Source organism: Falsiroseomonas sp. CW058, assembly GCF_050563535.1.
Classification (GTDB): domain Bacteria; phylum Pseudomonadota; class Alphaproteobacteria; order Acetobacterales; family Acetobacteraceae; genus Falsiroseomonas.
The window spans coordinates 51,061-67,250 of sequence record NZ_JBNXUO010000018.1 but is presented as its reverse complement, the minus strand read 5'-3'; the positions used below and the strand labels follow the sequence as shown (position 1 = coordinate 67,250).

The following is a 16,190-nucleotide window of genomic DNA, read 5'->3' as shown; positions in this document are numbered from 1 at the left end:
CGATGCCGTGATCGACCTTGAACTGATGCCGCCGCTGATGTTCGCGGGGCTGGTGGTGTTCCTCATCATCGGCTTTCCCGCCGCCTTCTCGCTCGCGGCGGTCGGGCTGTTCTTCGGCTTCGCCTCGATCGAGATGGGCTTCTTCGCGCCGTCCTGGCTCGAGGCGCTGCCGCTGCGCGTGTTCAACATCCTGTCGAACGACCTGCTGCTGGCGATCCCCTTCTTCACGCTGATGGGCGCCATCCTGGAACGCTGCGGCCTGGCGGAGGACCTGCTGGAGGGGACCGGGCAGTTGTTCGGCAAGGTGCCGGGCGGGCTCGCCTATGCGGTGATCCTGGTGGGCGCCATCCTCGGCGCCATCACCGGCACCGTCGCGGCCAGCGTGATCGCGATGGGCATGATCAGCCTGCCGATCATGATGCGCTACGGCTACGACATGCGGATCGCCACCGGCGTGATCGCGGCGTCGGGCACCATCACGCAGGTGATCCCGCCGTCGCTGGTGCTGATCGTGCTGGGCGACCAGCTGGGCCAGTCGGTCGGCGACATGTATGCGGGCGCCATCGGGCCGTCCTTCCTGCAGGTCTTCCTGTTCCTGGCCTTCATCGCGGTGGTCAGCGTGGTCGCCCCCCACAAGGTGCCGCCCCTGCCGCCGGAGGCGCTGGCCCCGCGCGACTGGCGGCTGTGGTGGCGCGTGCTGAAGGGCATGGTGCCGTCGGTCGTGCTGATCTTCATGGTGCTGGGCACCATCTTCATGGGGCTGGCGACCCCCACCGAAGCCGGCGCGATGGGCGTGGTCGGCGCGGTGGTGCTGGCGGCGATCAACCGGCGGCTCACCTGGCCGCTGGTGCGCGAGGCGATGGGCACCACCATGCGGATCACCGCGATGGTGATCTTCATCCTGATCGGCGCCACCGTGTTCAGCCTGGTCTTCCAGGGCGTCAACGGCAGCGTCTGGATCGAGCACCTGCTGAGCCACCTGCCGGGCGGCCAGACCGGCTTCCTGATCTTCGTCAACATCTTCATCTTCTTCCTGGCCTTCTTCCTCGACTTCTTCGAGATCGCCTTCATCGTCATCCCGCTGCTGGCGGGGCCGGCGAAGAACCTCGGCATCGACCTGGTGTGGTTCGGGGTGCTGATCTGCATCAACATGCAGACGAGCTTCATGCACCCGCCCTTCGGCTTCGCGCTGTTCTACCTGCGCGGCATCGCGCCGAAGGAAGTGCGGACGCGCGACATCTACTGGGGCGCCGTGCCCTGGCTGTTCCTGCAGCTGCTGCTGGTGGCCATCGTCATCTTCTGGCCGGAAAGCGTGACCTACTGGCTGGACCGCGGCCCGAAGGTGGACCCCGACACGGTCATCATCGACCTGCCGCCGCCGGTGATCCCGGACAGCAACGCGGTGCCCATCTTCCAGTGATCCCCGCCATCGCCCCCATCGGCCATGTGCGCGGCGGCCGCGCGGCGCCGGTGGACGACGCCTGGGACGGGGTGGAGGCGGAGATCGTGCTCGACCCCGCCATGCTGGGGGCGGAGGCGACGCTCGGCCTCGACGCCTTCAGCCATGTCACCGTGGTCTTCGTCTTCGACCGGATCGACCCTGCGGGGGTGGAACGCGGCGCGCGGCACCCGCGCGGGCGCCGGGACTGGCCGCGCGTGGGCATCCTGGCGCAGCGCGGCTCCCCGCGTCCCAACCGGCTCGGCGTCACCACCTGCCGGCTGCTGGGCGTGGCGGGGATGGTGCTGCGGGTGCGCGGGCTCGATGCCGTCGACGGCACGCCGGTGCTCGACGTGAAGCCCCACATGACCGGCTTCGACCCCCGCGGCGAGGTGCGGGAGCCCGCCTGGGCGCGGGAGATCATGCGGGGCTACTGGTAGGCGGCAAGGCCGGTCCCGGCGTCAGATCATCTCCAGCGGCCGCTTGCGGCGCGGCGGCGGGAAGGCGGCGTCCAGCGCGGCCAGGTCCTCCGCGTCCAGCGCGAGGTCGCGCGCCGCGGCGTTCTGGCGGAGATGCGCGGGGTCCGACGCCTTCGGGATGGCGATCACCCCGGGCCGCGCCAGCACGAAGGCCAGCGCCGCCTGCGCCGGCGTCGCGCCATGCCGCGCCGCCACCGCGCGCAGCGCCGCGTGCCGCAGCAGCGCGCCGCCCTGGCCGATCGGCGAATAGGCCATCACCGGCATCCCCCGCGCCGCGCAGAAGGGCAGCAGGTCGTATTCCACTCCCCGCGCCTCCAGGTTCCACAGCACCTGGTCGGTCGCGCATCCCGCCAGCGCGGGGCCAAGCTCCTCCAGGTCCTCCACGTCGAGGTTGGAGACGCCCCAGCGCGCGATCTTCCCCGCCGCCACCGCACGTTCCATCGCCTCCGCCGTCTCGGCCAGCGGCACGCCGCCCCGCCAGTGCAGCAGGTAGAGGTCGAGCCGCTCAACCCGCAGCCGCCGCAGGCTGGCATCGAGCGCGCGCGGCAACCCGGCGCGGGACGCGTTGTGCGGATAGACCTTGGAGACGAGGAACACCTCCTCCCGCCGGCCGGCGATGGCATCGGCCACCACCTCCTCCGCGCCGCCTTCGGCATACATCTCCGCCGTGTCGATCAGCGTCAGGCCGAGATCGAGGCCGAGGCGCAGCGCCGCGGCCTCCGCCTTCCGGTCCGCCCCCCGCTCCCCCATCCGCCAGGTGCCCTGGCCGAGGGCGGGGACGGGCGTGCCATCCGGCATTCGCAGTTCAGTCATGGAACCTCCGCGGTCGCGCCCCCATCTTCCGGCTGCCATGACCCGCACCGCAACCGCGCTCCTCGCCCTGGCCCTGGCCGGCGGCGCCCAGGCCCAGACCACCCCGCCCAACGCCGTGCCGCCGGAGGAGATCGGCAGCTGGCGCCTGTCCTGCGTGGCCGACCGCATGACGGACCGCGCCGACTGCCTGCTGCGCCACCGCGAACCGGTGGAACGCGCGCAGGGCGCGGCCGGGTCGTCGCTGGTGCTCGAGGTGCAGGACCGCGGCGGAAGGCTGGTGCCGGTGGTCGCCGCGCGCGACCTGACGCTGGACGGCGCGCAGCGCGGCATCCTGGCGCTGACCGGCACGGCGCAACTGCGCTTCCCGCCCAACCGCTACTTCGAAATGCCCTGCGGCCTGGAAGGCCGCGCCCTGGTCTGCGCCCCCCGCCCCGAGGACGCGGCCCGCGCCGCCGAGGAACTGGCGGCGGCGCCGACCGTGCTGGTGCGGATGGTCGGCCTCGGCGCCGGCACGAGCGGGACCGAGCCGGTGGAGCTGCGGCTGGAACGCACGCGCGACGCCCTGGCGCGCTACCGCGCCCGCGTGCCGGAAGGCAGCGCGCCGCCCGCCGCGCCCCCCGGCCAGACGCTGCCGCAGCTGATCGAGCGGTTCCAGCGCCTGTTCGGCAACTGATCCGGGGCGGGCCCGCATCCAGGCGGGGCCGCCGGGCGTAGCGCCCGCATGTTCCTTTTCGTTGCCGGCTTGCCGCCCCCTGCCGGCCTCACCATGCTGCGCCGCATGGATGCCGCCGACGACCTGTCGCCCTTGCTTGCCGCCATCGCCCGCGGCGACAGGGCGGCGCTGCGCGCGCTCTACGAACGCCAGGCGGCGCGGCTGTTCGGCGTGGCGAACGCCATCCTGCGCGACCGCGACGGGGCGGCCGACGCCCTGCAGGACGCCTTCCTGCGCATCGCCCGCCGCGCCGCGCAGTTCGACCCCGCGCGCGGCACCGCCGAGGCCTGGCTTGCCGCCATCGTCCGCCACGTCGCGCTGGACATGATCCGCGCCCGCGGGCGCGAGATCCCGACCGACGATCCCGCGCTGGGCGACCAGCCGGTGGCGCCCGCGGCCTTCGACCAGGTCGCGGCGGCGGCGGAGGCGCGGCGGCTGCACGAATGCCTCGCCGCGCTCGAGGAGAAGAACCGCCAGGGCATCGTGCTGGCCTTCGTGCACGGCTTCAGCCACGCGCAGATCGCGGCGCGGCTCGACCTGCCGCTCGGCACCGCCAAGGCCTGGATCCGGCGCGGCCTGCTGCGCCTGCGGGAGTGCCTGGCATGATCCCCGCCGACCCCGAGGCGCGCGACGCGCTGGCCGCCGAATACGTGCTCGGCACGCTCGAGGCGCGGGAGGCGGCTGAGGTCGCGCGCGCGCTGGAAACCGACACCGCACTTGCCGAGGCGGTGGCGCGGTGGGAGGCGCGGCTGGCGCCGCTGACCGCGCTGGCCGCGCCGGAAACGCCGCCCGCCGGGCTGTGGGACCGGATCGAGGCGGCGCTGGACCCCGCGCCCCGCGTCGCGCCCGCGCGGCCGCGCTGGCGCGACCCCTGGCGGCTCGGCGCGCTGGGCGCGACGGCGCTGGCGGCGGGGCTCGCCGCCATCCTGCTGGTCCGCCCGGCGCCGGCGCCGCTGATGACGGTGCTGCTGACCGAACGCGAACAGCCGGCCTGGCTGGTGCAGGCGGACAGGCAGGGCATCCGCCTGTCCTCGCTGAACACCCGCCCCGCGCCGCCCGGCCGCGTGCTGGAACTCTGGGCGTTGCCGCAGGGCGCCGCCGCGCCGACCTCGCTCGGCCTCATCCCGCATGATGGGCGGCTGGTGGTGCGGCCGGCGACGATCCGACCCGAGCCCGGGATGCTGATCGAGATCACGCTGGAGCCGCCCGGCGGTTCGCCCACCGGCCGGCCGACCGGGCCGATCCAGTTCATCGGGCGGCTCGCGCCCGCGGCGGGCAGCTGACCATCACGGACTTGTAATCGCCGCCGCCGCGTCCGGCCGCCGCGACGCCCCGTAGCGCCGGCAGCGGGGCCGATCCGGGCCCCGCCGCCAGACGACGGAGAACGCCCATGACCCCCACCTTGCGCTGCGCGATGGCCGCCGCCGCGATGATCGCCGCCGCCCAGGCCGCCGGGGCCGCGACGCTGGTCGGCCTGACCGCCGACAACGCGCTGGTCCGCATCGACACCGAGACGCGCCGCGCCAGCGCGCCGATGCGCGTCAGCGGCACCGATGGCCGCCTGCTCGGCATCGACCAGCGGCCGCAGGACGGCAGGCTCTACGGCGTGACGGAGCGCGGGCAGATCGTGACGATCGACCCCGCCGACGGCCGCGCCACGCAGGTCTCCCGCCTGAACATGCCGTTCGAGAGCGGCGGGCGCGCGGTGGTGGACTTCAACCCTGTCGCCAACCGCCTGCGGCTGATGGGCATGGGCGGTGCCAACTTCCGGGTGAACGTGGACACCGGCGAGGTGGTGCGCGACGGGGATCTGAAATACGCCCAGGGCAGCCCGATGGCCGAAAGCCGCCCGCGCATCACCGCCGGCGCCTACACCAATTCGGTCGCGCCGCCCGCGGCCTCCTCATCCGCGCCGCCCGCGGCGACCCCGTCCGCGCCGCCCGCGGCGACCGCGCTCTACACCCTCGACACGCTGTCGGGCAGCTTCAACCTCCAGGCGCCGCCGAATGACGGCGTGCAGCAGGCCCGCGGCACGGCCGGCGCCTCGCTGCCGCCCGGCACCGCCTTCGACATCCTGAGCGACGGCCGCGGCGGCAACACCGGCTTCGTGCTGGCGGGCGGCATGCTCCATACGATCGACCTCGCGGATGGCCGCCTCACCGCGCTCGGTCCCGTGGCGGGGCTGCCGGGCGCCGAGGTCATCGACATCGCCGCGATGCGGTAGTCCATCCCCCTCCGCCCGCCGCATCACACGCGACGCCGCCGCCCGGGCCCTCCGCCGGGCGGCGGTTGCGTCACGCGGGGGCCGGCCTTGGCCGCGGGCCGCGCGGCAGCGCCACGACGACCTGGAGGATGCCGGCCGCCAGCCCCATCCCCACGCCGAGCTTCCAGGCCAGGTCGTAGGACCCCATCGCGTCGAAGATGACCCCGCCCCCATAGGCGCCGAGGAAGCTGCCCAACTGGTGGCTGAAGAAGGCGAAGCCCTGGATCATCGCCTGCCAGCGCAGGCCGAACATCTCCACCACCGCGCCCGAGATCAGCGGCGCGACGCCAAGCCAGAGGAACCCCATGATCGCGGCGAAGACCAGCGTGCTGCCCGGCGTCGGCGGCACCGCGAAATACCACCCCAGCACGACCGACCGCGTGACGTAGATGAGCCCGAGCAGCACCCCCTTCGACCACCGCCCCCCGGCCCAGCCGAAGAACAGGCTGCCCACCACGTTGAAGGCCGCGATGACGCCGAGCGCGGTGGCGCCCAGCATCGGGTCGAGACCGCAGAGCACGAGGTAGGAGGGCAGGTGGGTGGTCAGGAACACCAGCTGCAGCCCGCAGACGAAATAGGCCCCCGCCATCACCACGAAGCCGCCATGCCGCATCGCCGCCCGCGCTGCCGCCATCGCCGAGGCATCGCCCCCCGCCGCCGGCGCGATCGGCATGCGGTCCACCCGCCCTGCGATCCAGGCCGCCGGCAGCAGGCAGAGCGCCAGCAGCCCCAGCCCCAGCACGCCCGCGCGCCAGTCGAAGGCGTCCATCAGCCCCTGCGCGACCTGCGCGGCGAAGAGCGGCCCCGTGGACCCCACCGCCGAGACGATGCCGAGCACGCTGCTGCGCGCCGCATTCGGCACGGGCCGCGATGCGACGGCCATCGCCATGCCGCTGGCCGTCGCCGCCAGCGCGATGCCGATCAGCAGCCCCGCGCCCAGCATCACCGCCAGCACGCCCTGGGCGTTCGCCAGCAGCAGCAGCCCCGCCGCATAGGCGACGCCGCCGGCCAGCATGGTCGGGCGGAAGCCGAAGCGGGACGCGACCGCCCCCGCGAAGGGCTGCGCCAGGCCCCAGGCGAGGTTCTGGAGCGCGATGGCCAGCGTGAAATCCGCCACCGCCAGGCCGAGGTCCCGCGTCACCGGCAGCAGGAACAGGCCGAGGCTCTGCCGCATCCCGTTGGCCAGCGCCAGCGCCGCCGCGGCCGCCAGCAGGATGGGCAGCGCCGCGCGGGGGATGTTCCTCACGCCGCGCCCGCCGCCAGCAGCCGCCCGAACAGCGGCACGGCGTCGAGCAGGTCCTGCGCGCGGACGAATTCGCGCGGCGTATGCGCCTGCGCCATGTCGCCCGGCCCGAGGATGACGCAGGGCGCCAGCGCCTGCAGCGCGCTCGCATCCGTGCCGTAGGGGGCGGTCCGCGGCGCCCGGCCCGTGATGCGCGCGGCCAGCGCGACCAGCGGGTGGTCGGCCGGCAGTTCCGGCGGGGTGCCCTCGTGCCGCTCGTCGAGGTCGAGGCCGGCGTCGCGCGCGGCGTCCCGCACCGCGCGCAGCACGGGGGCGGGGTCGACCTTCGCGCTGTAGCGGAACTTGATGGCGGCGGTCGCCCTGGCCACCGTCACGTTCACCGCCGTGCCGTGGTTGTCGATCACCAGGTTGAAGTCGGAGAAGGGCGGGTCGTACTCCGTGTCCTGCAGGGCGGGGTTGCTGCGCAGCTCGTCATGCACCTTCCGCATCGCCGCCAGGAAGGGCAGCAGCTTCCAGTTGGCGTTGACGCCCTTCCCGGTGGAAGAATGCGCCTGCACCCCGTGCGCGGTGGCGGTGAAGGCGACATGGCTGCGGTGGCCGCGCACCGGGACGAGCGAGGTCGGCTCCGCCACCACGATGCCCTTCAGGCCGAGCGACCCTGCCAGCCGGCTCTCCTTCGCGATCAGGGCGGCGCCCTGCTTCGTCGTCTCCTCGTCCGCCGTGATCAGCAGCGTCGCCGGCACGTCCGCCGGCGCGGCGCGGGCGGCGAGGATGGCGGCCGCGACCTGGCCCTTCATGTCCACGCTGCCGAGCCCGTGCAGCATCCCCTGCGCGTCGAGCCGCGGCGCCCAGGGGTCGCTCTCCCATCCCGTCGCGGGGACGGTGTCCATGTGACCGGACAGCGCATGGCCGCCCTTCGGCCCCTTGTGGGCGACGAGGACGCGCTTCGCCACCCCGGCGGGGTCGGTGTAGTCGAGGCGCTCCACCTCGAACCCCGCAAGCTCACGCTCGATCCGGTCGGCGAGGGGGATGTTGGAAAGCGTGCTGCGGCTGTCGATCGCGACGAGGTCGGCGGCGAGGCGGAGGACGGGGTCGGAGAGGGTCATGGCGCGGCAGCCTCGCTTGCCGGCCGGGCCGCCGCAAGGGAGGATGCCATGCATGCAAAGTTACCTCGACCCCCGTTCCGGCCGGACCTGGCCGCTTTCCGAACCCCGCTGGTGCGGCGACGCGCAGACGCCGCTGCTGCTGACGGAACGGCGCGGCCTGGCGCGTGACGAGATCGCGGCCGGCACGCGCAGCATCTGGCGCTATGCCGCGGCGCTTCCCTGGATGCCGAAGGCGCCGGTGACGATGGGGGAGGGCTGCACGCCGCTGGTGGAACGCGCGCTGCCCGGCGGCACGGCGCTGCTGAAATGCGAATGGTTCATGCCGACCGGCAGCTTCAAGGACCGCGGCGCCTCCGTGATGCTGTCGCTGCTGCGCGACCAGGGGGTGACCGCCGTGCTGGAGGACAGTTCCGGCAATGGCGGCGCTGCGGTCAGCGCCTATGCCGCGGCGGGGGGGATGGCGGCGACGATCTTCGTCCCCGCCTCCACCAGCCCCGCCAAGACCGTGCAGTCCCGCGCGGCGGGCGCGGCGATCGAGCTGATCCCCGGGTCGCGCCAGGACTGCGCGGACGCCGCGCTGCGGAAATCGGCCGAGATCTTCTACGCCAGCCACAACTGGCAGCCCTTCTTCCTGGAAGGCACCAAGACGCTGGCCTATGAGCTGTGGGAGGATCTGGGCTTCCGCGCGCCGGACCATGTCATCGTGCCCTGCGGCGCGGGGTCGAACGTGCTGGGCTGCTGGATCGGCTTCGGCGAGTTGCTGCGCGCGGGGCAGATCGCGCGGATGCCGCGCATCTGGGCGGCGCAGCCGGCGAATTGCGGCCCGATTGCCCGCGCCGCGCTGGGGCTGCCCGCCGCGGAAGCGAGGCCCACCATCGCGGAGGGCACCGCCATCGCCCAGCCCATCCGCCTGCCCGAATGCCTGCGCGCCCTGAAGGACAGCGAAGGCGGCGCCGTGCTGCTCGATGAGGCGGAGATCGCGGAGGCCGCGATCGCGCTCGCCCGCACCGGCGTCTATGTCGAGCCCACCTGCGCCCAGGCCGCGGCGGCCTTCGGGAAGCTGCGCGCCGCGGGACGCATCGCGGAGCGGGAGACGAGCGTGGTGGTGCTGACCGGCACCGGCCTGAAGGCCACGCCGCGCTTCGCGGAGATGCTGGGAGTAGCGCTGTGACCACCACGCTCGACGACCTGCCCACCCCCTGCCTGCTGCTCGACCTCGACGTGCTGGAGCGCAACATCGCGCGGATGGCGGGGGCGATGGCGCGGCATCCCGGCGTGGCGCTGCGGCCGCACATGAAGACGGCGAAGAATGCGCAGGTCGCGGACCTCGCCGCGCCGGGGAAGGGACCGATCACCGTCAGCACGCTGGCCGAGGCGCGCCACTTCGCCGACCACGGCTTCCGCGACCAGGTCTATGCCGTCGGCATCACGCCGCGGAAGCTGGATGCGGTGGCGGCGCTGAACGCGGCGGGCAACGACGTCAAGGTCATCACCGACGACCTCGACACCGCCGCCGCCATCGCGGCCCATCCCGGCCGGCTTCCGACCCTGGTCGAGGTGGATGTGGGGGAGGGGCGGGCCGGCGTCTCGCCCGACAACGTCATGCTGCTGCGCATCGCCGCCGTGCTGGGCGACCGGCTGGCCGGCGTGCTGTCGCATTCCGGCCATTCCTATGCCGGGCGCAGCGAGGAAGCGATGGCCGACATCGCGGAGGCGGAGCGCGCCAACCTGACCCGCGCCGCGGCGCGGCTGCGCATGGCGGGGCATGCGGTGCGCATCGTCTCGGCCGGCGCCTCGCCCACCGCGATGCATGCGCGCAGCCTCGACGGCGTGACGGAGATGCGGGCCGGCGTCTACATGCTGGGCGACCTTCTCCAGGGGCAGATCGGCACGCATCCGCCCGACGACATCGCGGTGACGGTGCTGTCCGCCGTCATCGGCCGCTACCCGGCGCGCGGGGCGGTGCTGGTCGATGCCGGCGCGCTGGCGCTGTCGAAGGACCGCAGCACGGAAGGCGCGCCGCGCGACTGGAAGTTCGGCCGCGTGCTGGACCGCGACGGCCGCCCGACGCTCGGCGACGCGATGGTGGTGCGGGTCCACCAGGAACATGGCGAGGTCCGCGCGGCGGAGGGATCGGCCCTGCCGGTGGAGGAGATGCCGGTGGGGACGCTGCTGCGCGTCGCGCCCAACCATGTCTGCCTGACCGCCGCGGCGCATGACCGCTACCATGTCCTTCGCGGCGGGCAGGTCGTCGCCGAATGGATGCGGGTGAACTTCTGGTGACGTAACCTTCAGTCGCGGGGCGGCGGGGCGCGGCGTATCGTTGCGATCATGCTCCGATCCCCCTCCCGGCGCGGCGCGCTCGCGCTGCCCCTGCTGCTGGTGCCCGGCGCGCGCGCGGCCGCCGCCCGGCTGCCGGCGGAGGTGCCGCCCTTTCCCGCCTGGGTCGGCCGGACGGCCCTTCTGAACGGCGATGGCGGCGCGGCGCGCGTGCTGCTGGCGGCCGATGGCGGCGGGGTGATGTCCGTGAAGCTGTTCCTGTTCTGCCGCACCGTGCCGATCATGCGCTGGGAACAGGGGGCGGACGGGCTCCTGCTGCGCTACGCGCGCCCATCCGTGCTCGATGCCCGCCGCGTCATCGAGGGCGAGGCGGAGATCCTTCCCGGCCGACGGGAACTGCGCTGGGTGGAGGCGCGGGCCCATCTGGCGGAGTTCGAGGGGTTCGCGGCGCCCGACGCGGCCGGCCGCTGCGGGTAGCGGGCGGGGGCATCCGGCCTCAGCGCCCGTCCGGGTAGTCCCGCGGCGGGCGCCCGCGGTAGGACGGCAGCGACCAGCCGTACCAAATCGCGGCCCCCCGCGTCCCGAAGCCCACCGCGATGCCGGCCACCAGCGCCAGGTCGCGCGGCAGCGGCGCCAGGCGCAGCGCAACATAGGCGGCCGCGGCGGCGACGGCGGCGGTGATGTAGATCTCCCGCCGCAGGATCAGCGGCAGCTCGTTGCAGACCACGTCGCGGATGATGCCGCCGCCGGTCGCGGTCACCATGCCGAGGAAGACCGCCGCCCAGGGATCGGCCCCCGCGACCAGCGCGATCTCCGCCCCCACCACGGCATAGAGCGACAGGCCCACGGCATCGGCCCAGAGCAGCGCGCGGAAGCGGCTTTCGACCAGATGCGCGGTGAAGAAGACGAAGACCCCCGCAGCGGCCGCGATGCCCAGCAGTTCCGGCGCCCGCAGCCAGAAGACCGGCGTGCGCCCCAGCAGCAGGTCGCGCAGCGTGCCGCCGCCGAAGCCGGTGATGACGGCGATGGCGACGAAGCCCACCGCATCCATCTGCTTCCGGCTGGCCACCAGCGCGCCGGACGCCGCGAAGACCGCGATGCCGAGCCAGTCCAGCAGCCGCAGCGCCGTATCCAGGCCGCCCAAGACGCTATTCCGCCGGCACCGCGGCCTGCCGGGCGGCCCGTTCGGCCCGCGCGGCCCCCGCCGCCGTGCCCATGCAGAGAAGCGAGGCCAGCAGCAGCAGCGCCGCCAGCGGCAGCACCACCTGCGCCAGCCCGAGGTCGATCAGCCAGCCCACCGGCGCCGGCGTGATCGCGCCGCCCAGCGGCAGGCCGGAGGAGACGAAGCCGAAGACCTTGCCCATCTGCCCCGGCGGGATCGCATCCTTCAGCATCACGTCCCGCGGTGTGCGCGAGGAGCCGAGCGTGATGCCCGCCAGGGTCGCGACGATGGGGATCAGCACCTCCGGCATCGGCACCAGGCCCAGCACCATCAGCAGCGTCGCGCTGACCAGCGAGAGGGAGACGATGAAGGCGAAGTGCTTCTTCGACCGGTCGGCGAACCAGCCGCCGATCAGCGTCCCCCCCGTGGCCCCCGCCATGTAGCCCGTCAGCGCCAGGGACGCGACCGCGACCGGCGTGCCCCACAGCTTGCCGAGCACGGTGATGGAGAAGGCCTGGATGATGCTGCCGGCCATCGCCGTCAGCAGGAAGAAGCCGAAGAACAGCAGGATGGGGCGGGACAGCAGAAGTTCGCGGCCGGTCGGCCCGGCTTCCCGCGCCTTGCGCTGCGTGTGGTCGGCCAGGATGCGGCTCTGCCACAGGATCGCCAGCGCGACCGGGATGGACAGCAGGCCGAGCATGGCGAGCATCGGCCGCCAGTCCATCACGTAGAGCAGCCCGGCGACGACCGGCGGCGCGAAGGCGAAGCCGAGATTGCCGCTGAAGGTGTGCAGCGCGAAGGCGCGCCCGATGCGCGACTTGTCGATGGACGCGCCGAGGATGGCGTAGTCCGCCGGGTGGATCACCGAATTGCCGACGCCCGACAGCACCGCCAGGCCGAGGATCACCCAGTAGTTGGGCGCCAGCGCCATCGCCGCGATGCACAGCCCCATCAGCACCACGCCGCCCACCAGGTAGGGCCGCGCGCCGTGGCGGTCCACCAGGAAGCCGACCGGGGTCTGCAATGCCGCCGTTACCGCGCTCATCAGCGCGAAGGACAGGCCGAGCTCGGCGTAGCTGACATCGAACTCCGCCCGCCAGGTCAGGAACAGCGGCGGCAGGCAGAGCATGTAGAAATGGCTGAGGAAATGACCGAAGCCGATCAGGGTGAGGATCTTCGCATCGCGCGCTTGCGGGTGCGGGGTGGGATCGGCGGTCATGCCGCGTGCGGCCTCATGGCTTGGACGCGCCGACCCTGCGCCCCCCGGCCGCGGGGGTCAATCGCGGCCGGGGCGGCCGCGCCGCGCGAAGCGCGCGCCCGCCGATCGAGGGCATCAACCAAGACTCTCCCGGATGAAGCTCACCAGCGGCTCGACCAACTGGTGGCGGCCTGCGGCGTCGCCGAACAGTGCCATCTCCACCTCGCCGAGCGGCGGCAGCCCGGCCACCTCCTCCAGCCCCGGCGGGAAGCCGCGGCGGCCCAGCACGGTCAGCGCGAAGCCCGCCTGCGCGGCGGCGGCAAGGCCGAGCAGGCTGTCGCAGGTGAACACCGTCTCTCCCGGAAGGCCGGCGCGGGCCAGTGCCTTCAGGGCGCGTTCGCGGAACATGCAGCCTTCCGGCAGCAGGGCCAGCGGCAGCGGGCGGCCCGGCGGGGCGGACCAGTCCGGCGCCGCGGCCCAGACCACTGTCTCGGTCCAGACATGGGTGCCCGCCACCTCCCCGTCGCGCCGCTTGCCCAGCACCAGGTCGAGCCCGCCTTCGGCCTGGCGGGCGCGGAGGTCGTGGCTGCGGCCGACCTCCACCTCCAGCCGGACCTCGGGATAGGCGCGCGCGAAGCGGGACAGGATGTGCCCCAGGCTGCGGGGCACGAAATGGTCCGCGACGCCCAGCCGCAGCCGTCCCGCCACGGGCGGCGCGACGAGCCGGCGCACCGCCTCGTCATTCAGGGCGAGCAGGCGGCGGGCATAGGCCAGCAGCGTCTCGCCATCCGCCGTCAGGGCGACGCTGCGGCTGGTGCGGCGGAAGACGGGGCGGCGGACGATGTCCTCCAGCCGCTTCACCTTCAGGCTGACGGCCGATTGCGTCAGCCCCAGCGCCTGGCCGGCCGCGGTGAAGCCGCCCTGTTCCGCCACCATGACGAAGCAGCGCAGCAGGTCGAGGTCGAGGTCGGGAAGGCGCATGGCCGGGCAGAGGTGAACCGGCCTGGCCCGCGGATCAACCGCGCTGCGGCGGCGCGGCCAAGAAAAACCCCGGCGCCTTCGCGCCGGGGCCGTATGCTTCTTCGTGCCCTCAAGTGCCGGGCGGCCGCATCCGCAGCCTTGGCTCGCCGCACTTGCGGCGGCCGCCATTCGGCGGCTCGGCGGGCTTCGCACGCCGCCAGCGGATCACCTTCGATTCTGGCCGGGATCAGACCTCCTCGTCGTAGCCGCCATCCTCATAGGCGCCGGCGTCGTCGCCATAGGCCTGCGCGTCGTCGGCCATCGGCTGTGCGTCGTTCTGCGCGGCCGCGCCCGGGTCGGTCCAGGGGGAGGAGGTCGGCACGGCATCCTGCCCGAAGGCGCCCGCCCCCGCCGCTTCCGCCGCCTGCGCGGCGCCGCCGCCCGCGAAGGCGCCCATCAGCGCGTTGCCCAGCATCATGCCGCCGGCCACGCCGACCGCCGTCATCATCGCGGTGCCGAGGAAGCCGCGGCCGCCGCCCTGCTGCATCGCGGCCGGGTTGTAGCCCGGCGGATACTGGGGCTGCGGGCGGGGCGGCATCGGCGCGGGGCGGGACCCGCCGCCGCCGAACAGCCCGCCGAGCATGCCGCGGTTCTGCGTCGCCTGGCCCTGGCGGCGGGCATTCTCCACCTCCCATTCCAGCTGCTGGATGCGGTTCTGCATCTCGACCAGCGCGTGCTCCTGCACGAAGGCGGTCTGGGTGATGCGGTAGCGCGCTTCCGGGTAGCGGGCGAACAGGTCGGCGATCAGCCGGTCGGCCTCCGGGTCCACCGGCGGCAGGGGCTGCGCGGCCGGCTGCTGCTGCTGGCCGCCGAGCGCGCCCCAGGGCGAGGCCGGACGGGCCGGCGCCTGCTGCGCCGCGCCGCTCACCCGCTCCACATAGCCGGTGATGATGCGGCGTTCCTCGTCGGTCATGGGCGTGTGTCCCTCTCTCTCCTGGCGTCCGGGCCGGGCCCGGCCGGGCCGATGCGATCGCCGGCGGGGATCCCGTGAATCCTTACCGGCTTGTCATGCAGATTGGCCGGTTCCGCCAGGGTTTCAAGCGGGGGAGGGCGACCGTTCCGATCCGGTCACCCTTCGTCACCCCGCGATGCGGGCGGGCAGGCCGAGCCGCCGCCATTCGATCACCGGGCAGCGGTCCATCACCACCCGCAGCCCCGCCGCCCGCGCACGCTCCGCCGCGGCCCCGTCCACCACGCCGAGCTGCAGCCAGACCGACCGCGCGCCGAGCCGGATCGCCTCGTCCACCACCGCCCCGGCCTCCGTGCTGCGGCGGAAGACATCCACCATGTCGAGCGGGGCCGCGGCATCGAGCCCGGCGGCGACGGCGCGGCCATGGATCTCCCGCCCCGCCAGCACCGGGTTCACCGGGGTCGCGTCGTAGCCGCGGGCGAGGAGGAAGCCGAACACGCCATGGCTCGGCCGGCCGGGCCGGTCGGAGGCGCCGACCACGGCGATGCGGCGGGTGGAGAGCAGCAGGTCGCGGATCTCGGCATCGGTCATGGGCTGGTCCCTCAGCTTCGTGCGCAGCGTTGCGATGGCGGGCGGGCCCGGAACCGCGCGGGCGGGCGCCCCGTTGCCGGCGGGCACAAGCCGGAGACCCCGCCATGACCGACACGCCGCAGCCCCCGCAATCCCAGTCCCACCAGCCGGGACGTGAATCCGAGATGACGCCGCGCCCGGCTTCCGCCATGGAGAACTGGCGCGGAAGCGGCAAGTTCACCGGCAAGGTCGCGCTGGTGACGGGGGGCGATTCCGGCATCGGCCGCGCCGTTGCCATCGGCTTCGCGAAGGAAGGCGCGGATGTCGCGATCCTCTACCTCGACGAGGCGGAGGACGCGCGGGACACGCAGCGCCTGATCGAGGCCGAGGGCCGGCGCTGCATCGCCATCGCGGGCGACATCGGCGACCCTCAATTCTGCCAGGACGCGGCGAAGCAGGCGGTCGAACGCCTCGGCCGGCTCGACATCCTGGTGAACAACGCGGCCGAGCAGCATGTGTGCGAGGACTTCTCCGAGATTTCCGTGGCGCAGGTGGAGCGGACCTTCCGCACCAACATCCTCGGCATGATGTGGATGACCAAGGCCGCCCTGCCGCACCTGAAGGAGGGCAGCGCCATCGTCAACACCACCAGCATCACCGCCTACCAGGGCAACCCGACGCTGATCGACTATTCCAGCACCAAGGGCGCCATCGTCGCCTTCACGCGGGCGCTGGCGAAGTCGCTGCAGGAGAAGGGCATCCGCGTGAACGCGGTGGCGCCCGGCCCGATCTGGACGCCGCTGATCCCGGCGAGCTTCAGCGAGGAACGCACCGCCGAGCACGGCAAGAGCGCGCCGATGGGCCGCGCGGGCCAGCCCGACGAGGTGGCGCCGAGCTACCTGTTCCTCGCGAGCAACCTCGACAGCAGCTACATCAGCGGCCAGGTGCTGCACCCGAATGGCGGGACGGTGGTGAACGGATAGGCTGCCCCCCGGA

At 73.7% G+C, this 16,190-nt stretch carries 18 protein-coding genes; 10 read left to right on the top strand and 8 right to left on the bottom strand.

Annotation, left to right across the window (positions count from 1 at the left end; genetic code table 11):
- The first annotated feature begins 7 nt into the window (after window positions 1-7).
- Together ACK8OX_RS15355 and ACK8OX_RS15350 are read left to right on the top strand one after the other, a co-directional pair.
- Window positions 8-1,420: a TRAP transporter large permease gene (locus ACK8OX_RS15355; RefSeq protein ID WP_430665055.1), complete on the top strand. Its 1,413-nt coding sequence runs from the start codon at window positions 8-10 to the stop codon at window positions 1,418-1,420.
- On the top strand, window positions 1,417-1,878 hold the full coding sequence (locus tag ACK8OX_RS15350) for an SAM-dependent methyltransferase (RefSeq protein ID WP_430665054.1): 462 nt from the start codon (window positions 1,417-1,419) through the stop codon (window positions 1,876-1,878). The genes ACK8OX_RS15355 and ACK8OX_RS15350 overlap by 4 nt, the downstream gene beginning before the upstream one ends.
- A gap of 21 nt (window positions 1,879-1,899) precedes the next feature.
- On the opposite strand, the gene ACK8OX_RS15345 is transcribed toward ACK8OX_RS15350, so the two are convergent.
- On the bottom strand, window positions 1,900-2,730 hold the full coding sequence (locus ACK8OX_RS15345; RefSeq protein ID WP_430665052.1) for an aldo/keto reductase: 831 nt from the start codon (window positions 2,728-2,730) through the stop codon (window positions 1,900-1,902).
- Between the two features lie 37 nt (window positions 2,731-2,767).
- Here ACK8OX_RS15345 and ACK8OX_RS15340 point away from each other — a divergent pair, with 37 nt between their 5' ends.
- The 4 genes from ACK8OX_RS15340 to ACK8OX_RS15325 all read left to right on the top strand — a co-directional run bounded on the left by ACK8OX_RS15340 (window position 2,768) and on the right by ACK8OX_RS15325 (window position 5,666).
- The gene (locus ACK8OX_RS15340) at window positions 2,768-3,403 is read left to right on the top strand and encodes a hypothetical protein (protein WP_430665051.1); all 636 of its coding nucleotides are present in this window, start codon (window positions 2,768-2,770) and stop codon (window positions 3,401-3,403) included.
- 105 nt (window positions 3,404-3,508) lie between these two features.
- A complete protein-coding gene (locus ACK8OX_RS15335; RefSeq protein ID WP_430665050.1) occupies window positions 3,509-4,048 on the top strand; it encodes a sigma-70 family RNA polymerase sigma factor in 540 nt (179 codons plus the stop codon).
- A complete protein-coding gene (locus ACK8OX_RS15330) occupies window positions 4,045-4,725 on the top strand; it encodes an anti-sigma factor (protein WP_430665049.1) in 681 nt (226 codons plus the stop codon). Before ACK8OX_RS15335 ends, ACK8OX_RS15330 begins: the two co-directional genes overlap by 4 nt.
- A gap of 107 nt (window positions 4,726-4,832) precedes the next feature.
- Window positions 4,833-5,666, top strand: coding sequence for a DUF4394 domain-containing protein (locus tag ACK8OX_RS15325; RefSeq protein ID WP_430665047.1), 834 nt, complete (start codon window positions 4,833-4,835; stop codon window positions 5,664-5,666).
- A 70-nt stretch (window positions 5,667-5,736) separates the two neighbouring features.
- Here the strand turns inward: ACK8OX_RS15325 and ACK8OX_RS15320 are convergent, their stop codons facing one another.
- Both ACK8OX_RS15320 and ACK8OX_RS15315 read right to left on the bottom strand, forming a co-directional pair.
- A complete protein-coding gene (locus ACK8OX_RS15320) occupies window positions 5,737-6,951 on the bottom strand; it encodes an MFS transporter (protein WP_430665046.1) in 1,215 nt (404 codons plus the stop codon).
- Window positions 6,948-8,054, bottom strand: coding sequence for a M20/M25/M40 family metallo-hydrolase (locus ACK8OX_RS15315; protein WP_430665045.1), 1,107 nt, complete (start codon window positions 8,052-8,054; stop codon window positions 6,948-6,950). The genes ACK8OX_RS15320 and ACK8OX_RS15315 overlap by 4 nt, the downstream gene beginning before the upstream one ends.
- A 52-nt stretch (window positions 8,055-8,106) precedes the next feature.
- Here ACK8OX_RS15315 and ACK8OX_RS15310 point away from each other — a divergent pair, with 52 nt between their 5' ends.
- Genes ACK8OX_RS15310 through ACK8OX_RS15300 form a run of 3 tightly spaced genes read left to right on the top strand, consistent with a single transcriptional unit; the run spans window position 8,107 to window position 10,811 of the window.
- Window positions 8,107-9,225 carry a pyridoxal-phosphate dependent enzyme gene (locus ACK8OX_RS15310; RefSeq protein WP_430665044.1) on the top strand — a complete coding sequence of 373 codons (1,119 nt, stop codon included), beginning with the start codon at window positions 8,107-8,109 and terminating at the stop codon, window positions 9,223-9,225.
- On the top strand, window positions 9,222-10,337 hold the full coding sequence (locus ACK8OX_RS15305; protein ID WP_430665042.1) for an alanine racemase: 1,116 nt from the start codon (window positions 9,222-9,224) through the stop codon (window positions 10,335-10,337). Before ACK8OX_RS15310 ends, ACK8OX_RS15305 begins: the two co-directional genes overlap by 4 nt.
- Before the next feature lie 48 nt (window positions 10,338-10,385).
- The gene (locus ACK8OX_RS15300) at window positions 10,386-10,811 is read left to right on the top strand and encodes a hypothetical protein (RefSeq protein ID WP_430665041.1); all 426 of its coding nucleotides are present in this window, start codon (window positions 10,386-10,388) and stop codon (window positions 10,809-10,811) included.
- 19 nt (window positions 10,812-10,830) lie between these two features.
- On the opposite strand, the gene ACK8OX_RS15295 is transcribed toward ACK8OX_RS15300, so the two are convergent.
- From ACK8OX_RS15295 to ACK8OX_RS15275, 5 genes are all read right to left on the bottom strand, one after another.
- The gene (locus ACK8OX_RS15295) at window positions 10,831-11,478 is read right to left on the bottom strand and encodes a trimeric intracellular cation channel family protein (protein WP_430665040.1); all 648 of its coding nucleotides are present in this window, start codon (window positions 11,476-11,478) and stop codon (window positions 10,831-10,833) included.
- A gap of 4 nt (window positions 11,479-11,482) precedes the next feature.
- Complete coding sequence (locus ACK8OX_RS15290; protein WP_430665039.1) at window positions 11,483-12,715, bottom strand: MFS transporter; 1,233 nt, start codon at window positions 12,713-12,715, stop codon at window positions 11,483-11,485.
- 114 nt (window positions 12,716-12,829) lie between these two features.
- Window positions 12,830-13,675: a LysR family transcriptional regulator gene (locus ACK8OX_RS15285; protein WP_430665038.1), complete on the bottom strand. Its 846-nt coding sequence runs from the start codon at window positions 13,673-13,675 to the stop codon at window positions 12,830-12,832.
- A 226-nt stretch (window positions 13,676-13,901) separates the two neighbouring features.
- On the bottom strand, window positions 13,902-14,627 hold the full coding sequence (locus tag ACK8OX_RS15280; protein ID WP_430665037.1) for a DUF2076 domain-containing protein: 726 nt from the start codon (window positions 14,625-14,627) through the stop codon (window positions 13,902-13,904).
- Between the two features lie 165 nt (window positions 14,628-14,792).
- Complete coding sequence (locus tag ACK8OX_RS15275; RefSeq protein ID WP_430665036.1) at window positions 14,793-15,215, bottom strand: CoA-binding protein; 423 nt, start codon at window positions 15,213-15,215, stop codon at window positions 14,793-14,795.
- Window positions 15,216-15,319: 104 nt separating this feature from the next.
- On the opposite strand from ACK8OX_RS15275, the gene ACK8OX_RS15270 reads away from it, so the two are divergent.
- Window positions 15,320-16,177 (top strand): SDR family oxidoreductase, encoded by an 858-nt coding sequence (locus tag ACK8OX_RS15270; protein WP_430665035.1) that lies wholly within the window; start codon window positions 15,320-15,322, stop codon window positions 16,175-16,177.
- The last annotated feature ends 13 nt before the right edge of the window (window positions 16,178-16,190 follow it).